Origin of the sequence: Streptomyces sp. NPDC006372 (assembly GCF_040612515.1) — a bacterium.
In the GTDB taxonomy this organism is placed as follows: Bacteria; Actinomycetota; Actinomycetes; order Streptomycetales; family Streptomycetaceae; genus Streptomyces.
Map to the genome: position 1 here is coordinate 544,078 of NZ_JBEXQJ010000002.1, position 18,660 is coordinate 562,737.

Below are 18,660 nucleotides of genomic sequence, written 5' to 3' on the forward strand. Positions count from 1 at the left end.
TCACACCGGCCCGCCCCGCAGGCCCGCCCCCAGCCTGCGCAGCCCCTCCCCGATCTCCTCCGGCGTCTGCGTGACGAAGCACAACCGCAGGGTCGAACGGTCGGGCGTGCCGGCGTAGAAGGGGGCGCCGGGGACGTACGCCACGTCCTGCCGCACCACCCTCGGCAGCAGGGCCGTCGTGTCGTACGGGTCCGGCAGCCGGGCCCAGAGGAACATGCCGCCCTCGGGCCGGTCCCAGACCGACCCCTCGGGCAGTGCCCCGGCGAGGCCCTCCAGCATGGCGTCCCGGCGCTCGCGGTACACCCCGGCGACCCGGGTGACGTGCGCGTCCAGGTCGTTGTCCGCCAGGTAGCGGGCCGCGGCGAGCTGGTTGACGGTCGGGGTGTGCAGGTCGGCGGCCTGCTTGGCGACGGCACAGGCGCGGCGCAGCTCCCCGGGGGCGCGCAGCCAGCCCAGCCGCAGTCCGGGCGCCATGACCTTGGAGAAGCTGCCGAGCAGCACCGTACGGTCCTCGGCGCCCGGGTGGGTGGCGATCCACGGCACGCGTTCGCCCTCGTAGCGCAGCTCCCCGTAGGGGTCGTCCTCGATGATCCACAGCCCGCGCCGGGCGGCGACGGCGGCCACCGCGGCGCGCCGGGTGGCGGGCAGGGTGCGGCCGGTGGGGTTCTGGAAGGTGGGCACGGTGTAGAGCAGTTTGGGGCGTTCGCTCACCACGAGCTCCTCCAGCGCCCCGGGATCGACGCCGTGCTCGTCGCCGGGCACGGCCACGACCCGCGCTCCGGCGAAGCCGAAGGCCTGAAGTGCCGCCAGATAGCAGGGGCTCTCGACGAGGACGGTGTCCCCGGGTTCGAGGAGCGCGGTGGCCAGGAGGGAGAGGGCCTGCTGGGAGCCGGTGGTGATGAGCAGGTCGTCCGGGTCGGTCGGCAGGCCGCGGGCGGTGGTACGTGCGGCCAGTGCGGCCCGCAGGGCGGGCTCGCCCTCGGTCGTGGAGTACTGCAGGGCCCGCGCGGGTGCCTCGGCGAGCACCGCGCGGTAGGCGGCCGCGATGCCCTCCGCGTCGAACAGCTCCGGTGCCGGCAGCCCGCCCGCGAAGTTGATCACCTCGGGGCGGGCGGTGACGGCGAGGATGTCCCGCACGGGCGAGCCGCCGACGGACCGGGCACGGGCGGCGAGCGACGGCACGGGAACTTGGGTGGGCGCTGGCTCGGTGACGGTCATGACACGGCTCCTTCGGCTGCGGTGAGGCCTGGTTGCCCCGCAGCCTAGGAAAATACGTGCCGCCTACAAGAAGATTTCCGGGATGCGGACACGCAGGACACGCAGGACACGCAGGACACGGAGCCCGCTGAGCCCGGTGAGCCCGCCGAGCGCGCTGTTCAGCCCTTCGCGCCGATCGCGGCGTACACGTTGATGTCCGCGTCCGTCACGTCGTTGATGTCGCGGTAGCGCACCTTCTCGATGTCGTCGAGCCCGGCGAGGAAGGACTCCTCCGGCTGCTCCGGGACGGGTGCCGCGCCGTCGGGCCGCCAGCGGTGCGCGGGGACCACGCCCGGGTCGGCGGTCTCCAGCCCGTTCTCCGTGAAGAACCGCTCGACCTCGGCCCGGGAACGCAGCACGAAGGTGAACCCTCGCTCGGTGTACGTCCGCTGGACCGCGCGGATGTTCTCCGGGTTGAGGTCCTCGGTGAGGTGGCTGAGCACCAGCCGGCTGCCGGCCGGCAGTGCGTCGAGCAGCTCGCGCACCAGCGGGTACGCCTCCTCGTCCGCCACGAAGTGCAGGACCGCGACCAGGCACAGCGCGACCGGCTGGTCGAAGTCCAGGGTCTTCGCTGCCTGTTCGAGGATGCGGGCCGGTTCGCGCAGGTCGGCGTCGATGTAGTCCGTACGCCCCTCGGGCCCGCTCGTCAGCAGGGCCCGCGCGTGCGCCAGTACCACGGGGTCGTTGTCGACGTACACGACCCGCGACCCGGGCACGGTCCGCTGTGCGATCTGGTGCACGTTCTCGGCGGTGGGAAGCCCGGTCCCGATGTCGAGGAACTGCCGGATGCCGTCCTGCTCCACCAGCGTGGTCACCGCGCGGCGCAGGAAGTCACGGTTGTGCCGTACGTCGAGGTACCCCCGCGGGTTGGCGGCGAGCGCGGCGGCGGCCGCGTCCCGGTCGGCGGGGTAGTGGTCCTTGCCGCCGAGGAACACGTCGTAGACCCGGGCCGGGTGCGCCTTGCTGCTGTCGATCCTCCTCTGCAGCTCGGCGGGATCCTGGCTGAGGGCGTCACCGGTCATCCGACGTCTCCTGAAAAGTAGGTGGTTCAATCCACAACCACACCGACGGTCAACAACCTAACGGCTCAACTGATTTGATGGTGCCCGTGCAGACCAGCGAGCGCGCGACGACGACCCTGTGGCGCCCCACGCGTTCAACGCCCACATCGTCGGCCGCATCGAGCTGGTGCACGAGTTCCGCTGAGTCTCAGGACTGTTCGGTCGTCCCGGCCTCGACCCACTTGTCGCCGCCGAGCGGGAACTCGTACGCCGGGCGGCCGTTGTTCCCGCTGGTACGGAAGGGCCGGCCCCGGTCGTCCACCGTCAGCGTGCCCTTCCGGCCGCCGCTGGACCAGCTCAGCTCCAGGTACCAGCTGACGTCGTAGGCGGAGGCGTCGGCCCGGATGTAGTAGACCTCCGGATCGGACTCGCTCACCGAGAACGGGAAGTCGCGATGCCCCGCCTCGGGGACCACGGCGGGACGCGCGGCGTCGAGGGCGATCGTGAAGAAGCGCGTCGGGACCCCGCCGCCGCAGCCGACGCCCGGGTAGCCCATGGCGAAGTCGTTCCAGGCGAGCGGCGCCCGCTTGCCCGCCATACGGACCGTCAGCCCGTCGACCACCACCGTCTCCTTGCCGGTCCCCTGCACGGTGACCTTCAGGAACTGCTCCCCGGACGGCACGGCCCCCATCGCCGCCACCCAGGCGGGCGCGTCCTGCTCCAGCGGCGGCGGCCCGACCTGCCCGGGCGGCCGGTTCACCAGGTAGCGCTGGGAACAGGGGTCCTCCCAGGCGTGCGGGGTGGTGTTCACGGTGAGGGGGGCGGGCCCGGAGGCCTCGGTCTTGTCACGGCCCGGGCGATCGGTGTCGCTGCCGGTGCCTGTGCCGGTGCCGGTGCCGTTACCGGTGGCAGGGGCGGATGAGGCGGGAGCCTTGGAGGGGGCGTCCTTCTTCTCGTCCTTCTTGTCCTTGCCAGGGCCGGAGGAGGAACCGCTGGAGGGCGACACGGAGCCCGCCGCGCCGCCGTCCCGTCGCCGCCCCGCGTCGGACACCGCCGTCGAACCGCCACGCCCGTCCTCGTCGCCACGGCCGGAGGGAACGGCCACGGCGAGTCCGACCCCGCCCAGCACCACGGCCACGGCGACACCGGCGAGCAGCGCACGCCGCGGACGCCGCGGACGGCTCCGCGCGACTTCGCCCGGAACTTCCTCTTCCGGCATGCCCGGGACGCCTGCTTCAGGCGCGGCTTCTTCCAGCGCCCCTGCTTCAGGCGCCCCGTCTTCCGGCGCGGCGGGCCGATCCGCTCCCGCCCCATCCGGAGCGCCCTCTTCCGAAGCGGCCGCCAAAGGCACCACAGGCACCGCAGCCGCGGCCACCCCGGACCCCGCCTCCGACACCGGCACGGCGGGGCCCTTGCGCCCTCGCCCGGCGTCCGCGAGCACCCACCGCCGGTGCAGCTCGACGAGCTCCCGCGGCGACGCCTTGCAGAGCCGGGCGAGCCGCTCCACGGGCGCGTAGTCGGCCGGCACGGCATCCCCGTTGCAGTACCGGTGCAGCGTCGACGTACTCATGTGGAGCCGTCTGGCGAGCACCCCGTAGCTCAGCCCGGAGCGCTCCTTCAACTCCCCCAGCAGCGCGGCGAAGTCAGCCGCGGCCGTGCCTTCCGACACCGTTCCTCCATCCCCCCGTGTCCCGTTTCCCCGTTCCAGGGGAGGGTCGTTTCCCCTGGTCAATGCGTGTGCGGTCGTTCCAGCGTCCCTGATCGTCCGCCGGCTGTGGCGCCGGGGACGGATCACCGCGCACGCTCTGGTCATCCAAGCACGCCGCTCCCGCCACGCCGGTGGCGCGGCTCGCCGGGTCCGCATGCCAACGACCTTTGTCCGAAAGGAAACCCGCTCATGCGCAAGTACCGCGCTCTCCCCGTGGCCCTCCTGGCCGCCCTCGCCCTCACGGCGTGCCAGGACGGCACGGGCACCAAGGACGAGGGTGCCGCGCATCCCCAGGTGGTGTCGTCGGACACGGCGACGGCCGGGACGACCACCGAGGCCACCAACACGAAGGGCCAGAAGGCCGAGACGGCCACCGGCGCGAAGGGCGGGACGTCCGGCACGGCCAAGCCCACCGACCCCGCCGACCCGGCCAACCGCGTCTCCTGCAACGGCTCCAACACCACCGTCACGGCCAAGCCGGTCGCCCGCCCCCTCAACCACATGCTGATCAGTGTCAGGAACACCGGCTCGAAGTACTGCGACCTGACCTACTACCCGGTGCTCCGCTTCGACGAGATGCAGTGGGTCCCGCGGCCGATCGAGGACTCGCATCCGCAGGCGGTGACGACGCTGGCCCCCGGCGAGACCGGCTACGCGGGCGTGGTGCTGTCGGCGGCCGACGGCAGTGGCGAGCACGGCACGACCAGTCACAAGCTCACGGTCGGCTTCCAGGGCCGCACGCCGAACAGCAGCGGCGGCCCCTCGGCGCTCCCCACGCTGCCCGCGAAGGGCGTGTACTACGACAGCTCGCTGACGGTCACCTACTGGCTGCGGGACATGGACGAGGCCCTGTCCTACTGACCTGTCCTACTGACCTGTCCTATGGATCAGTCCTATGGATCTGTCCTACTGACGGTTCAGCTTCTGGGCCACCTCGGTGGCCCAGTAGGTGAGGATGTTCCGGGCGCCCGCCCGGCGAATGCCGGTGAGGGACTCCAGGATCGCCCGGTCGCGGTCGATCCAGCCCTTCTCGGCGGCGGCCTCGATCATCGAGTACTCGCCGGAGATCTGGTAGGCGGCGACGGGCACGTCCACGGCGTCCGCGACCCGGGCGATGATGTCCAGGTAGGGCCCGGCGGGCTTGACCATCACCATGTCGGCGCCCTCCTCGAGATCGAGGGCGAGTTCCCGCAGCGAGTCACCCACGTTCGCGGGATCCTGCTGGTACGTCTTCCGGTCCCCCTTCAGGGACGAGCCGACGGCCTCCCGGAAGGGCCCGTAGAACGCGGAGGCGTACTTGACGGTGTAGGCGAGGATCGCGACGTCCTCCCGCCCGATCTGGTCGAGGGCGTCACGGATGACCCCGACCTGCCCGTCCATCATCCCGCTGGGCCCGACGACATGGGCTCCGGCATCGGCCTGCACCTGGGCCATCTCGGCGTACCGCTCCAGGGTCGCGTCGTTGTCGACCCGCCCCTGGTCGTCCAGCACACCGCAGTGCCCGTGGTCGGTGGTCTCGTCGAGACACAGGTCGGACATGACGAGCAGCTCGTCACCGACCTCGGCCCGCACGTCCCGCAGGGCGACCTGGAGGATCCCGTCCGGATCGGTCCCCGGCGTGCCGAGCGCGTCCTTCTTCGACTCCTCCGGCACACCGAACAGCATGATCCCGGAGACCCCGGCCGCCACCGCCTCGGCGGCGGCCTTCTTCAGACTGTCCCGGGTGTGCTGCACGACCCCCGGCATGGCCGCGATCGGCACGGGCTCGTCGACGCCCTCGCGCACGAAGGCCGGAAGAATCAGATCGGCAGGGTGCAGCCTGGTCTCGGCGACCATCCGACGCATGACGGGGTTACTCCGCAAACGCCGCGGCCGAGTACCGGGAAAAGATCCGTACGTCGTCATGCCCTCTACGCTACGCCCGCCCCAAACGCCCCGATGCCGACGCCATGTCGGCGCGGTGACTACTCGGTGCGCAGGGCCGTGGCGGTTCGCGCCCGGGCGGCCCAGCCGGCGGGCAGGAGGGCGCCCAGGGCGGCGATGAGCAGGCCGCCGAGTGCGAGCGGGAGCAGTTCGGCCGCGTGGTAGACGGCGAGGCTGGATTCCGGGAGGCGGAGCCCCGCACGGTCGCCCATCGCGGGGAGGACCCAGCCGTGCAGGGTCACGCCCAGCGGCACTCCCAGGGTGCCCGCGACCAGTCCCGTCACGGCGACCGAGGTGATGACCATCGCGACGGTCTGCGCGGGGGTCATGCCGAGCGCCTTGTGGATGCCGAGTTCCCGGACGCGCTCGCGGGTGTCGAGCAGCACGCCGTTGAGCACGCCGAGCGCGGCGACGGCGACGAGCATCAGCGTGAGGAGCGCGGACAGTGTGTTGAGCGTGAGGACCATGTCGCCGCCGGCGCCGAGCCCGCCGGCCCGGGCGGTGACGCCCAGTGGTGCCAGGTCCTTGTTCAGCGCGTAGACGTAGCCGGCCACGTCGGTGCCTGCCCGCACGGCGATGTGATGGCTCGTCTCCTTCAGGTCGGGGTGTGCCGCGGTGAGGGTCGAGGCGTCGGTGAAGACCTGCATGCCGTCGTTGCGGGGGTCGAGGACCTCGCCGACGATCCGGACCGTGACCGGTTCCGCCATGCCGTTCAGGGTGACGGTGTCGCCGATGCCGGCGCCGGCGGCGGCCAGGAAGGCCGTGGGGACCACAGCCTCGCCGGGCCTGTCGATCCAGCGGCCCGAGACCATCGTGTAGCCGCCCCAGGCGGCGTCACCGGTGAAGGCGATCACGTCGACGGTGCCGGTCAGACCGGACACGGTCGCCCGTACCCGCGCGGCGCTGTAGTGCTTCGCGGTTGCGTCGGCCGCCTCGATGGCCCCGGCGACCGCGGCGGGATCGGCCTCGGGCTGCTTCCCGGGACCAGGGCCCTGGGGCCCGACGTCAGGCAGGGGCGCGGGCACGGTGACATCGGCGGCGTCATGGGCCTTGGCCTTCATCACCTGGCCGAGCGAGGCGCCCATGCCCACGGTGAACGTGACGGCGACGGTGCCGAACAGGATCGCCGTGCCCATGGCCAGCGCTCGGGCCGGCTGCGCGAAGGGCCGGGCCAGACCGAGGGCGATCGGCCGCGGCAACGGCAGCCGTCCGGCCAGGCGGGCCGCCCACCGGCCGTGTCTCGCCGGGGCGGTACGCCCGACGGCGAGCGCGTCGACCGTGCGCAGCCGGCCGGCCCGCCAGGCACTCGCCCACGCGGTCACCGCCACCAGGCCGAGCACCCCGGCGATCACCGTCAGGTCGACCCAGGGGGTGACGGCCAGGGACGAGGTGCCGTACACCTCTTCGGTCTCGGCCAGTACGGGCACGGCGAGCAGGTGCCCGGCGAGGACACCGAGGACCGTGCCGACCGCGGCCGGGATCAGTGCCTGCCCCACGTAGGCCCGCACGACCTGGACCGGCGTGAAGCCGACGGCCTTGAGGATGCCGATGCGGTGCGTTCCGGTGCCGACGGCCGACGCGACGACGTTGCCGACGATGAACACCGACATGACCAGCCCCAGGGCGCCGAAGGCGATGAGGAACGGCACGTAGACGGCGGTGTCGCGCTCGGAGGTCCGCTTGACGGTGAGCCATGACTGCCGGCCGGCGGCCGCTCCCTGGGGCAGGGACTCCGTCACGGCCTTGCCGCCCACGGCGATCTGCGCGGCGGTGTCCGCGGCGGTGAAGCGGTAGAGCATCTGATAGCCGCCGCTGCCGGGCACGGTGAGCGCCGGCATCTGGGACGGGGCCACCCAGGCGTCAGCGGTCTGCGTGACCGAGCGGGCCACACCGACCACCGTCAGCGTCGGACCGCCGGGCAGACCGGGGAAGGCGACCTTCATGCCGAGGGCCGGGATGAGCGGGGAGCCGGCGGACAGCGCGATCTCACCGGAGCGAGTGGGCCACCGCCCGTCGAGCAGCGCGACCTCATCGACGTCCGGCCCGGGATCGTCCCGGCCGACCACGGTCATCGGCCACCCGGGGCTCGCCCCGTCCGGCCGCGGGGTGACCGTCGCAGTGCGGTAGGGCCCGGCCGCACGGCTCACCCCTTCGGCGTCCTTGGTCTCCGCCAGTTGCCCGGCGCTCGCCTTCTCCGCGTCGAACTGGACGGACAGATGCGCGCCGTGCTGCCTGGCGAAGGCGTCGTCGAAGGGCGCGCCGGACACGGCCAGCAGCGTTCCGCCGAGGACCGAGGCGGCCACGGCCATCATCGTGGCGAGCCCGATCACCAGCGTCTGCACCCGGCGTCGTCCCACCCCGGAGCGCACCACCCTGCCGAGCGCGCTCATCGGACGGTCCCCGGGACGACGGCCCGCGACCGGACGTCCTCGGTGATCCGGCCGTCGGCGATCCGGACCGTACGGTTCGTGCAGGACCGGGCCAAAGCCAGGTCGTGGGTGACCACGACGATGGTCTGTCCCTCGGCGTTGAGGCCGGTGAGCAGCTTGCTGACCTCGTGTCCGGCGGCCGTGTCCAGGGCTCCGGTCGGCTCGTCGGCCAGGAGCAGCGCCGGCCGGTTCATCAACGCCCGGGCCACCGCGACGCGTTGCCGCTCGCCGCCGGACAGCCGTCCGGGGTAGGCGCGGGCGTGCCGGCCGAGGCCGAGGTTCTCCAGGAGTTCCGCAGCCCGGCGGTCGGCCTCGGCCCGTGCCGTACCGGCGAGCCGCGCCGGCAGGACGACGTTGTCGGTGACGGTCAGATCGTCGAGCAGGTTGAAGAACTGGTGGACCATGCCGATCTTCGACCGCCGGTAGAGCGCCGACGCGGCTTCGCCGAGCCGGTCCACTCGCACTCCGTCCACGGTGACGGTCCCCGTGTCCGGCCGGTCCAGGCCCGCGATCAGGTTGAGCAGCGTGGACTTGCCACTGCCGGAGGGGCCGAGGATCGCGACGGCCTCGCCGGGCCGCACGGTCAGCGACGCCTCGTGCAGGGCGGGCGGGCCGTCGTCGTACCGGCGGCTCACCCCGCTCAGTTCGATCACCGGCAGGGTCATGGAAGGGCTCCTCGGATACGGGCGGTCTGCTGCGTGAACGCTAGGAGCGGTCCCGGACCGCACGCGTCGGCCGCCCGGACCCTTCGCGGTACCGCACGGGGACGAGCCGCTGGAACGTCATCCCTGCGATGTAGGCGGCTGATGTATCCGACGCGACGGGAATGACCACCGGGACGGACTCCGTGAGGGACCGCGGTGGCGACAATGAACCGGTGACGGAGGTACGCAAGACGCTGGAGCGGCTGGGGGAGGCCGCCCGCCGGACGGTCCGCGAAGCCGGGCTTCCGACGGGCCCGCCCTTACGGCTCAGCCGACGCTCCTGGCAGTTCGACGTGCTGGTGGCGCTGGCGCTCGGCATCACCACGGTCTATTACGGCATCGACAACACGGGCAACGTCGTGGTGCGTGAGATCGCGCCCGGCGTGGAGTACGCCGTACCGCGCCCGTCCGGGCCCGGCGGAATGGCCTTCATGGTGACCCTCGCGGTCATCGCCTCGGGCGCGCTGGCGCTGCGCCGCCGCCACCCGCTCGCCGTGCTGTGCATCGTGACGGCCGCGACACTGGCGACACCGCAGAGCGTTCTGCGGCTGACCTTCTACGCGTTCGTCATCGCCGTCTACAGCGCGGCCGTGTACAGCCCGTACCGGGTGGCGACCCTGGCGGCGCTGCCGGCGTCGGTCGTCCTGGTCGGCACCTCGGGGAACCCGGTGACACCGATCGTCCCCAATGAGTACGTCGCCCTGCTGATCCTGGTCCCGATGGCCGGGGCCGCCCTCGGGCTGCGCACCTGGAAACTCCGGACCGACGAAGGCCGGAGCCGGCTCTCCGCTCTGGAACGCGAACAGGCCGAGGCACTGCGCCGGGCGGTCGAGCACGAGCGCGCCAGAATCGCCCGGGAACTGCACGACGTCGTCACGCACAACGTCAGCGTGATGGTCATTCAGGCTGGCGCCGCCCGCAAGATCATGAAGACCGCCCCCGAGCAGGCCGGCGAGGCCCTGCTCGCCGTCGAGGCGGGCGGTCGGGCGGCCATGACCGAACTGCGGCACGTCATGGGCCTGCTGACCATGGCCGGTGACGACGAGCCGGCGGACGAGGCCGGGGACCTGACCGGCACCGGCGCGGAGCTGGCCCCGCAGCCCGGACTGGACCAGCTGGACACGCTCGTGGGACGAGTAAGGGCCGCTGGGCTGCCGGTCGACCTCACGGTGACCGGCCCCCACCGCGAGATCCCGTCCGGCATCGAACTCGCCGTGTACCGCGTGATCCAGGAGGCCCTGACGAACACCGTGAAGCACGCGTCCGGCGCCAGCGCCTCCGTGACGGTCGAGTACGGCCCGGAACGGCTCCGGGTGAAGGTCACCGACACCGGTGGCGCTCCGAGCGCGGGCGCGGCCACCGGAAACGGCCGGGGCCTGCTCGGCCTGCGCGAGCGCCTCGCCGTCTACGACGGAACCCTGAGCACCGGCCGGCGCCTGACCGGTGGCTACTGTGTCGAGGCGCTGATCCCGCTGGAGGCACCGTGACACAGCAGCAGACACCGCGGGTGCTCCTGGCCGACGACCAGACCCTGGTCCGCACCGGATTCCGCATGATCCTCGGCGCTGACGGCATCGACGTCGTCGCCGAGGCGACCAACGGAGCCGAAGCGGTCGAGGCGGTCCGCCGCACCCGCCCCGACGTGGTCCTGATGGACATCCGGATGCCGGAGATGGACGGCCTGGAGGCCACCCGCCGCATCCTCGCCGGAGGCCCCGGCGAACCCCGCGTCATCATCCTGACCACCTTCGACCTCGACCGGTACGTCTACGCGGCCCTGTCCGCCGGCGCCAGCGGCTTCCTCCTCAAGGACGTCACCCCCGAGCACCTGACCGCGGCCGTCCGCACGGTCCGTACCGGTGACGCACTCCTCGCGCCCGCGATCACCCGTCGCCTCGTGCAGCGGTTCGCCCACCACGGCGGCGACACCGCCGCCCTCCACCGCGATCTCGCGTCGCTCACCCCGCGCGAACTGGAGGTCCTCGGCCTGCTCGCGAGGGGACTGAGCAACGCCGAACTCGCCACCCGCCTCCACCTGGCCGAGACGACCGTCAAGACGCACGTCGCCCGCATCCTCGGCAAACTCGGCCTCCGTGACCGTGTCCAGGCTGTCATCGTCGCCTACGAGACGGGCCTGGTCAGCGCCGGCGAACGCGGGGCGACCCAGCAGTGACCCTCCGGCCCCACGATGCGCGCCCACCCACCCAGGTCCATCCTGAAAACACCCCTCCACAAGAAGGACCCCGACGGCCACCCCCCCTCCCCGCCGCCGCCGTCCCTCCGTACGCACGCCCCCCACGGAGGACGCGATGACAGCCCACCCCCACACTCCCGACCTCTTCGCCCTCTCGGAGATCAACGGCCCGGTCCTGCGCCCCGGCGACCCCGCCTACGCCGACGAGGTCACCGGCTTCAACCTGGCCGCCCTCCACACACCGGACGTGGTCGTAGGAGCCACCGGCCCGGACGACGTCGTCACCGCCATGCGCTGGGCGAAAGCCACCGCCACTCCCGTCGCCGTCCAGGCCACCGGCCACGGCGCCAACTTCCCCATCGAGCACGGCCTCCTGATCAACACGTCCCGCATGACGGACGTACGGACGGACCCCACCACCCGCACAGCCACCGTCGCGGCGGGCGCCAAGTGGAGCGACGTCCTGGCCACGGCCGCCCCGCACGGCCTCGCGGGCCTCTGCGGCACCTCCACCGACGCGGGCGTCGTCGGCTACATCCTCGGCGGCGGCCTCCCCGTCCTCGGCCGCACCTACGGCTACGCCGCCGACCTGGTCCGTTCCTTCCAGGTCGTCACCCCGGACGGCCGGCTGCGGGAAACAGACCCGCAATCCGAACCGGAACTCTTCTGGGCCCTGCGCGGCGGCAAGGGCAACGTGGGCGTCGTCACCTCCCTCGTCACCGAACTGCTCCCCCTCCCCCGCCTCTACGGCGGCGGCCTCCACTGCCCGGGCGAGCACGCGGAGGCCCTGCTCCGGGCCTGGACGGACTGGACCCGCACCGTCCCGGACGAGATGTGCAGCATGTTCTCGGTCCTCCGCCTGCCCCCCATCCCGCAGATCCCGGAACCCCTGCGCGGCGGCTTCTGGGGCCGGGTCGCGATCGCCTGGCCCGGCGACCCGGCCGCGGGCGAGGACCTCATCGCCCCGCTCCGCCGAGCCGCCCCCATAGCCGTCGACACGGTCGAGGACATGGACTTCGCGGCCATGGACCGCATCCACATGGAACCCCAGGACCCGCTCCCGGCCCGGGAGTGCTGCCTGCTCCTGCGCGACCTGCCCCCCGACGCCATCGGCACGTTCCTGGAGCAGGTCGGCCCCGCGGCCGGCCCGGACCATCCCCTGCTGGTCGCCTCACTGCGCCACATGGGCGGAGCGCTGGCCCGCCCGTCCGCCGTCGAGGACGCCGTCTGCGCCCGCGACGCCCGCTACTTCATGGAGTCGGTCGGCATCATGCCGGCCCCACCCGTCGCCGAGGCCGTCGAACAGGCGACGCGCCGCCTCTACACCGCCATGGCCCCGTACGGCACGGGCCGCACCATGGTCAACATCCACGGCACCCCGGGCGACGAACAGGACCGCGCCCGCGCCTGGACCCCCGAGGTCTACGCCCGCCTGCGCCACGACAAGGCCATCTACGACCCGTCCAACCTGCTCCGCTACGGCCACGCGGTGACTCCCGCGTAACCGCACGCCGTCCCGGGCCGGGAGAGGGAAACAGGCGCGGCCCGCACCCCGATTCCGGGTGCGGGCCGCGAAACGCGCTGTCAGTGCGCGACCGTGGCTCGGAGCGCCCCGCAACCCGGAACACCCCGCCCCACCGCGCGCCTCACGTGGTGGAACGCCGCCGTCGCGCCCCCGGCCGCCGCTCGCTCGGCCGCGTCACGGGGTCCCCGGCCTCCACAGCGGCAGCTCTCCGCTTCGCGCCGAAGTCCGCCAGCGCCTCCGCGAGCTTCAGCACGGACGGCTCCGGAGCCATGACGTCCACCCGCAGACCGTGCTCCTCGGCGGTCTTGGCCGTGGCCGGGCCGATACAGGCGATCACGGTGACGTTGTGCGGCTTGCCGGCGATGCCGACCAGGTTCCGCACGGTCGACGACGAGGTGAAGAGAACCGCGTCGAAGCCGCCGCCCTTGATCGCCTCGCGCGTCTCCGCCGGCGGCGGCGAGGCCCGCACGGTCCGGTAGGCGGTGACGTCGTCGACCTCCCAGCCGAGCTCGATCAGCCCGGCGACCAGCGTCTCCGTGGCGATGTCGGCACGCGGCAGGAACACCCGGTCGATCGGGTCGAAGACCGGGTCGTAGGGCGGCCAGTCCTCCAGCAGCCCGGCGGCGGACTGCTCGCCGCTCGGTACCAGGTCCGGCTTCACACCGAAGGCGATCAGCGCCTTCGCCGTCTGCTCGCCGACGGCCGCGACCTTGATGCCCGCGAAGGCACGGGCGTCGAGCCCGTACTCCTCGAACTTCTCCCGCACGGCCTTGACCGCGTTCACCGAGGTGAAGGCGATCCACTCGTAGCGGCCCGTCACCAGCCCCTTGACCGCACGCTCCATCTGCTGGGGCGTGCGCGGCGGCTCGACGGCGATCGTCGGCACCTCGTGCGGCACGGCCCCGTACGACCGCAGCTGGTCGGAGAGCGACACCGCCTGCTCCTTGGTCCGCGGCACGAGCACCTTCCAGCCGAACAGCGGCTTGGACTCGAACCACGCGAGCTGGTCGCGCTGGGCGGCGGCGGAACGCTCACCGACCACGGCTATCACCGGCCGGCCGCCCTCCGGCGAGGGCAGCACCTTGGCCTGCTTCAGCGTCTGCGCGATGGTGCCGAGCGTGGCGGTCCAGGTGCGCTGCCGGGTGGTCGTGCCGGCGACGGTGACCGTCATCGGGGTGTCCGGCTTGCGGCCCGCGGAGACGAGCTCGCCGGCCGCCGCGGCGACGGAGTCCAGCGTGGTGGACACCACGACCGTGCCGTCCGACGCGCCGACCTCCGTCCAGCACCGGTCCGACGCCGTCCGCGCGTCCACGAACCGCACGTCCGCGCCCTGCGCGTCGCGCAGCGGCACACCGGCGTAGGCGGGCACGCCGACCGCGCTCGCGATACCGGGGACGACCTCGAAGGGCACCCCGGCGGCGGCGCACGCCAGCATCTCCTCGGCGGCGTACGTGTCGAGGCCCGGGTCGCCGGACACCGCACGGACGACCCGCCTGCCGCCCCGCGCGGCCTCCATGACAAGATGTGCGGCATCCCGCACCGCGGGGGCGGCCACGGCGGTTGACGTACCGTCAACAACCGTGAGCTGGGGCGCTCCTGTGCCCGGAGTCGGCTCCTGGGAAGGATCCGAGTCCGTGTCCACTTCGGAGACGCCCTGCCTGGCGTGCTGACGTACGACGTCGAGCACCTCGTGCTCGGCGACGAGGACGTCCGCGTTCGCCAGCGCCTCCACGGCGCGCAGAGTCAGCAGTCCCGGATCTCCGGGTCCGGCACCCAGGAAGGTGACGTGCCCGTGTTCAGGACCGGCGGAAAGGGTGGTGGGGCTCAATGTGCTCGCTCCCCCATCAGACCGGCCGCGCCCTGGGCGAGCATCTCGTCCGCGAGTTCGCGGCCGAGCGCCATTGCCCGGTCGTGCGTCTCGGGCACGGGACCGGTGGTGGACAGCTGCACCATGCGCGTGCCGTCGGTCGTCCCGACGACGGCGCGCAGGCGCATTTCCTTGACAATCTGCCCGTCGGCCAGCAAGTCGGCCAAAGCGCCCACGGGAGCGCTGCAGCCGGCCTCCAGGGCGGCGAGCAGTGACCGCTCGGCCGTCACGGCGACCCGCGTGAACGGGTCGTCGAGCTCGGCGAGCGCGGCGACGAGGTCCGCATTGCCTGCGGCGCACTCGATCGCCAGAGCCCCCTGGCCGGGGGCGGGCAAAACCGTGTCGACCGACAGGAAGTCGGTCACTTCGTCACCCCGGCCGATCCGGTTCAGCCCGGCGGCGGCCAGCACGACGGCGTCGAGTTCGCCGCTGCGTACGTACCCGATGCGGGTGTCGACGTTGCCGCGGATCGGGACCGTGGATATATCCAGGCCGTGGCTGCGCGCGTACGCGTTGAGCTGCGCCATCCGGCGCGGCGAACCCGTACCGATGCGGGCCCCCGAGGGCAGGTCGGTGAACTTCAGCGCGTCCCGGGCGACGATCACGTCCCGCGGGTCCTCGCGCACCGGCACGGCGGCCACGACCAGTTCATCGGGCTGCGTGGTCGGCAGGTCCTTCAGCGAGTGCACCGCGAAGTCGACCTCGCCCTTGAGCAGCGCGTCGCGCAGGGCGGTGACGAACACGCCGGTGCCGCCGATCTGTGCGAGCTGCTCACGCGAGACGTCGCCGTACGTGGTGATCTCGACGAGTTCGACGGGCCGCCCGGTCACCCGGCTCACGGCCTCGGCCACCTGCCCGGACTGGGCCATGGCGAGCTTGCTCCGCCGGGTACCGAGCCTCAGCGCTGTGTCGTTCATGCCGGGCCTCGGTCCTTCTCGGTGGTGCTGTCCTCGGCCCGGGAGACGGCGGCCACCGTCTCGGGGTCGAGGTCGAACAGGGTCCGCAGCGCGTCCGCGTACCCGGCGCCGCCGGGCTCGGCCGCGAGCTGCTTGACCCGTACGGTCGGCGCGTGGAGCAGTTTGTCGACCACGCGCCGCACGGTCTGGGTGATCTCCGCTCGGTGCTTGTCGTCGAGGCCCGGCAGCCGCCCGTCCAGGCGGGCGATCTCGCTGGCCACGACATCGGCGGCCATGGTGCGCAGGGCGACCACGGTCGGTGTGATGTGCGCGGCCCGCAGGGCTGCCCCGAAGGCCGCGACCTCGTCGGAGACGATACGCCGGACCTGGTCCACATCGGCAGCCATCGGAGCGCCCGCGGAGGCCTCCGCCAGCGATTCGATGTCCACCAGCCGCACCCCGGCCAGCCGGTGCACGGCCGCGTCGATGTCGCGCGGCATCGCCAGGTCCAGCAGGAAGAGCACGGGCTCGGGCCGCTGCGGCTCGTCGACCGGCTCGGGCCGGCGCCGCTCGGGGATCCGGCCGACGGTGGCCGCGGTCGCCGCGAGCGCGCCGATCAGTTCGGCGTCGGCCTCGGGGCCGCTGCGGGCGCTCTCCCGGCGGTCGACGGTGCCGCCGGCGGCCCATGCGGCGTGCTGCTCCAGGGTGGCGGCGTCCATGCCGGCCACGGCGGCCTCCCCCATGACGGAGAAGCCGGGCTGCACGGCGGCCAGGTCGAGCGGGCAGTTGTCGTCGTTGCCGACGGAGGTGGGCGGCAGCGCGGCCTGCCGGGAGTCCGCCGGCCGGTCGTCCTCGATCTCGGCGGCGGGCTGTCCGGTGCGTCCCTCCACCGCGGCGGCGACCGACTCGGCCGTCAGGACCAGGCCGGTCGCGCCGGTACAGGAGACGGCGATGTCGGCACGTGTCAGCTCGACCGGCACCGATTCCATCGGTACCGCGCGGGCCAGCACGTCCGTGTCGTCGCCCTCGGTGAGTATCTGGGCGAGCCGCTCGGCGCGGTCGAAGGTGCGGTTGGCGACGACGACCTCGGCGACCCCGGCCCGCGCGAGCGTGGCGGCGGCCAGGGAGGACATCGACCCGGCGCCGATGACCAGGGCCTTCTTGCCCCGGGCCCAGGTCTCCACGTCGCCGCCCGCGGCCAGCTGCTCCAGGCCGAAGGTGACCAGGGACTGGCCGGCGCGGTCGATGCCGGTCTCGGAGTGGGCGCGCTTGCCGACCCGCAGGGCCTGCTGGAACAGGTCGTTCAGGAGGCGGCCCGCGGAGTGCAGGTCCTGCGCGCGGGCCAGGGAGTCCTTGATCTGGCCGAGGATCTGACCCTCGCCGACGACCATCGAGTCCAGCCCGCACGCCACCGAGAACAGGTGGTGGACGGCCCGGTCCTCGTAGTGCACGTAGAGATAGGGAGTGAGCTCCTCCAGGCCGACGCCGCTGTGCTGGGCGAGCAGCGTGGACAGCTCGGCGACACCGGCGTGGAACTTGTCCACGTCGGCGTAGAGCTCGATGCGGTTGCAGGTGGCGAGCACCGCGGCCTCGGCGGCCGGTTCGGCGGCGACCGTGTCCTGGAGCAGCTTTGCCTGCGCGTCCGGGTTGAGCGAGGCCCGCTCCAGCACGCTGACCGGGGCGCTGCGGTGACTGAGTCCGACGACGAGGAGGCTCATGCCGGCATCACGGCGGGCATGTCCCCGTCGGGCCCCTGGTCGGCGGACTCGCTGCGGGCGGCGGCGGTCGGGACACCACCGTCGGAGGCGGCCCCTTCCCCGGCCTTGCGCTGCTCGTGGAAGGCGAGGATCTGCAGCTCGATGGAGAGGTCGACCTTGCGCACGTCGACACCGTCCGGGACGGACAGCACGGTCGGCGCGAAGTTCAGGATGGAGGTGACACCGGCGGCCACGAGCCGGTCGCAGACGGCCTGGGCGGCACCGGCGGGGGTGGCGATGACACCGATCGACACGCCGTTGTCCTGGATGATCTTCTCCAGGTCGTCGGAGTGCTGCACGGGGATCCCGGCGACGGGCTTGCCGGCCATGGCCGGGTCCGCGTCGATCAGCGCGGCGACCCGGAAGCCACGGGAGGCGAAGCCGCCGTAGTTGGCCAGGGCGGCGCCGAGGTTACCGATACCGACGATCACGACCGGCCAGTCCTGGGTGAGACCCAGCTCACGGGAGATCTGGTACACGAGGTATTCGACGTCGTAGCCGACACCCCGGGTGCCGTAGGAGCCGAGGTAGGAGAAGTCCTTGCGCAGCTTCGCGGAGTTGACCCCCGCCGCGGCCGCGAGCTCCTCGGAGGAGACCGTGGGTACCGAGCGCTCCGACAGCGCGGTCAGGGCGCGGAGGTACAGCGGGAGCCGGGCGACGGTGGCCTCGGGAATCCCTCGGCTGCGGGTCGCCGGTCGGTGAGTTCGGCCAGTTGCCACGGTGCTCCTGCGGGTAGAGCGGGGCTGTAGGCGGTCATACGTCCCTACATGACCGCCCCGTCGAATGCAGGCTATGTCTTTGTGAACGCGTGCACAAAGATGGTGTCCGTTTTGCCCGGCCAACGTGACCGGGCTCACGCACCCCCGGCGCATTCGTGGGGAACCGGCGCACGAGCACCGCCGTTCCTTTACTCCTGGGGGCAAAACCGCACACTCTCCTCCATGCATCCCGCCCCCGAGACCAGTCACCGTCGATCCTAAGCGACCTGGCGACCGCTTTGGACTGGTCGGTCAGTCGCGTCACCGGCCGGTCTCAGTCGGTGAGCGCCTTGCGCAGGCGGTCCTCGTTCACGCGCCAGAAGGTGTGCTGCCTGCCGTCCACCAGCACGACCGGGATCTGCTCCCAGTACTGGTCGTGCAGTTCCCGATCCTCGGTGATGTCCTTACGCTCCCAGGGGACTCCGAGATCACCGCACACCTTCTCCACAACGACCTGCGCGTCATCGCACAGATGACAGCCGGGCTTCCGGATCAGCGTGACGAGCCGTTCCCCGGAGGGCTTGCGACGAAAGAGGGGACTCATGTCGGCCATTGTCGCGCGCCTGTGAACGAGGGAAACCCCTCCGAAGGACCAGGGGACACGCCGACCGGAACCGTCCCGCGCGGCCTCATTAACGACA

Annotated in this window: 15 protein-coding genes; 4 read left to right on the forward strand and 11 right to left on the reverse strand. The window is 72.5% G+C overall.

The window, feature by feature from the left end; all coding sequences use genetic code 11:
- The 3 genes from ABZ016_RS06945 to ABZ016_RS06955 form a co-directional block, all read right to left on the reverse strand.
- Positions 1 to 1,218: a PLP-dependent aminotransferase family protein gene (locus ABZ016_RS06945; protein WP_356915469.1), complete on the reverse strand. Its 1,218-nt coding sequence runs from the start codon at positions 1,216 to 1,218 to the stop codon at positions 1 to 3.
- Positions 1,219 to 1,376: 158 nt separating this feature from the next.
- Complete coding sequence (locus ABZ016_RS06950; protein ID WP_356915470.1) at positions 1,377 to 2,279, reverse strand: SAM-dependent methyltransferase; 903 nt, start codon at positions 2,277 to 2,279, stop codon at positions 1,377 to 1,379.
- Positions 2,280 to 2,466: 187 nt separating this feature from the next.
- Entirely contained in the window at positions 2,467 to 3,927 is a 1,461-nt protein-coding gene (locus ABZ016_RS06955) for a helix-turn-helix transcriptional regulator (RefSeq protein ID WP_356915471.1), read from the reverse strand.
- Positions 3,928 to 4,155: 228 nt separating this feature from the next.
- Here ABZ016_RS06955 and ABZ016_RS06960 point away from each other — a divergent pair, with 228 nt between their 5' ends.
- Positions 4,156 to 4,827: a DUF4232 domain-containing protein gene (locus tag ABZ016_RS06960; protein WP_356915472.1), complete on the forward strand. Its 672-nt coding sequence runs from the start codon at positions 4,156 to 4,158 to the stop codon at positions 4,825 to 4,827.
- Positions 4,828 to 4,872: 45 nt separating this feature from the next.
- Here the strand turns inward: ABZ016_RS06960 and hemB are convergent, their stop codons facing one another.
- Genes hemB through ABZ016_RS06975 form a run of 3 tightly spaced genes read right to left on the reverse strand, consistent with a single transcriptional unit; the run spans position 4,873 to position 8,983 of the window.
- Positions 4,873 to 5,871 carry a porphobilinogen synthase gene (gene hemB / locus ABZ016_RS06965; RefSeq protein WP_356915473.1) on the reverse strand — a complete coding sequence of 333 codons (999 nt, stop codon included), beginning with the start codon at positions 5,869 to 5,871 and terminating at the stop codon, positions 4,873 to 4,875.
- Positions 5,872 to 5,930: 59 nt separating this feature from the next.
- Complete coding sequence (locus ABZ016_RS06970) at positions 5,931 to 8,279, reverse strand: FtsX-like permease family protein (protein WP_356915474.1); 2,349 nt, start codon at positions 8,277 to 8,279, stop codon at positions 5,931 to 5,933.
- Positions 8,276 to 8,983: an ABC transporter ATP-binding protein gene (locus tag ABZ016_RS06975; RefSeq protein WP_356915475.1), complete on the reverse strand. Its 708-nt coding sequence runs from the start codon at positions 8,981 to 8,983 to the stop codon at positions 8,276 to 8,278. The genes ABZ016_RS06970 and ABZ016_RS06975 overlap by 4 nt, the downstream gene beginning before the upstream one ends.
- A gap of 161 nt (positions 8,984 to 9,144) precedes the next feature.
- Here ABZ016_RS06975 and ABZ016_RS06980 point away from each other — a divergent pair, with 161 nt between their 5' ends.
- From ABZ016_RS06980 to ABZ016_RS06990, 3 genes are all read left to right on the forward strand, one after another.
- Positions 9,145 to 10,509: a histidine kinase gene (locus ABZ016_RS06980; protein WP_356915476.1), complete on the forward strand. Its 1,365-nt coding sequence runs from the start codon at positions 9,145 to 9,147 to the stop codon at positions 10,507 to 10,509.
- Positions 10,506 to 11,195, forward strand: coding sequence for a response regulator transcription factor (locus ABZ016_RS06985; RefSeq protein WP_356915477.1), 690 nt, complete (start codon positions 10,506 to 10,508; stop codon positions 11,193 to 11,195). Before ABZ016_RS06980 ends, ABZ016_RS06985 begins: the two co-directional genes overlap by 4 nt.
- 136 nt (positions 11,196 to 11,331) lie before the next feature.
- A complete protein-coding gene (locus ABZ016_RS06990; RefSeq protein WP_356915478.1) occupies positions 11,332 to 12,720 on the forward strand; it encodes an FAD-binding oxidoreductase in 1,389 nt (462 codons plus the stop codon).
- Between the two features lie 142 nt (positions 12,721 to 12,862).
- Here the strand turns inward: ABZ016_RS06990 and ABZ016_RS06995 are convergent, their stop codons facing one another.
- The 5 genes from ABZ016_RS06995 to ABZ016_RS07015 form a co-directional block, all read right to left on the reverse strand.
- Entirely contained in the window at positions 12,863 to 14,569 is a 1,707-nt protein-coding gene (locus ABZ016_RS06995) for a bifunctional uroporphyrinogen-III C-methyltransferase/uroporphyrinogen-III synthase (protein WP_356915479.1), read from the reverse strand.
- Positions 14,566 to 15,525 carry a hydroxymethylbilane synthase gene (gene hemC / locus ABZ016_RS07000; RefSeq protein ID WP_356915480.1) on the reverse strand — a complete coding sequence of 320 codons (960 nt, stop codon included), beginning with the start codon at positions 15,523 to 15,525 and terminating at the stop codon, positions 14,566 to 14,568. The genes ABZ016_RS06995 and hemC overlap by 4 nt, the downstream gene beginning before the upstream one ends.
- Entirely contained in the window at positions 15,522 to 17,222 is a 1,701-nt protein-coding gene (locus ABZ016_RS07005; protein ID WP_356915481.1) for a glutamyl-tRNA reductase, read from the reverse strand. The genes hemC and ABZ016_RS07005 overlap by 4 nt, the downstream gene beginning before the upstream one ends.
- Complete coding sequence (locus ABZ016_RS07010) at positions 17,219 to 17,980, reverse strand: redox-sensing transcriptional repressor Rex (RefSeq protein ID WP_356915482.1); 762 nt, start codon at positions 17,978 to 17,980, stop codon at positions 17,219 to 17,221. Before ABZ016_RS07010 ends, ABZ016_RS07005 begins: the two co-directional genes overlap by 4 nt.
- 313 nt (positions 17,981 to 18,293) lie before the next feature.
- A complete protein-coding gene (locus ABZ016_RS07015) occupies positions 18,294 to 18,563 on the reverse strand; it encodes a glutaredoxin family protein (RefSeq protein WP_356915483.1) in 270 nt (89 codons plus the stop codon).
- Positions 18,564 to 18,660: the final 97 nt, after the last annotated feature.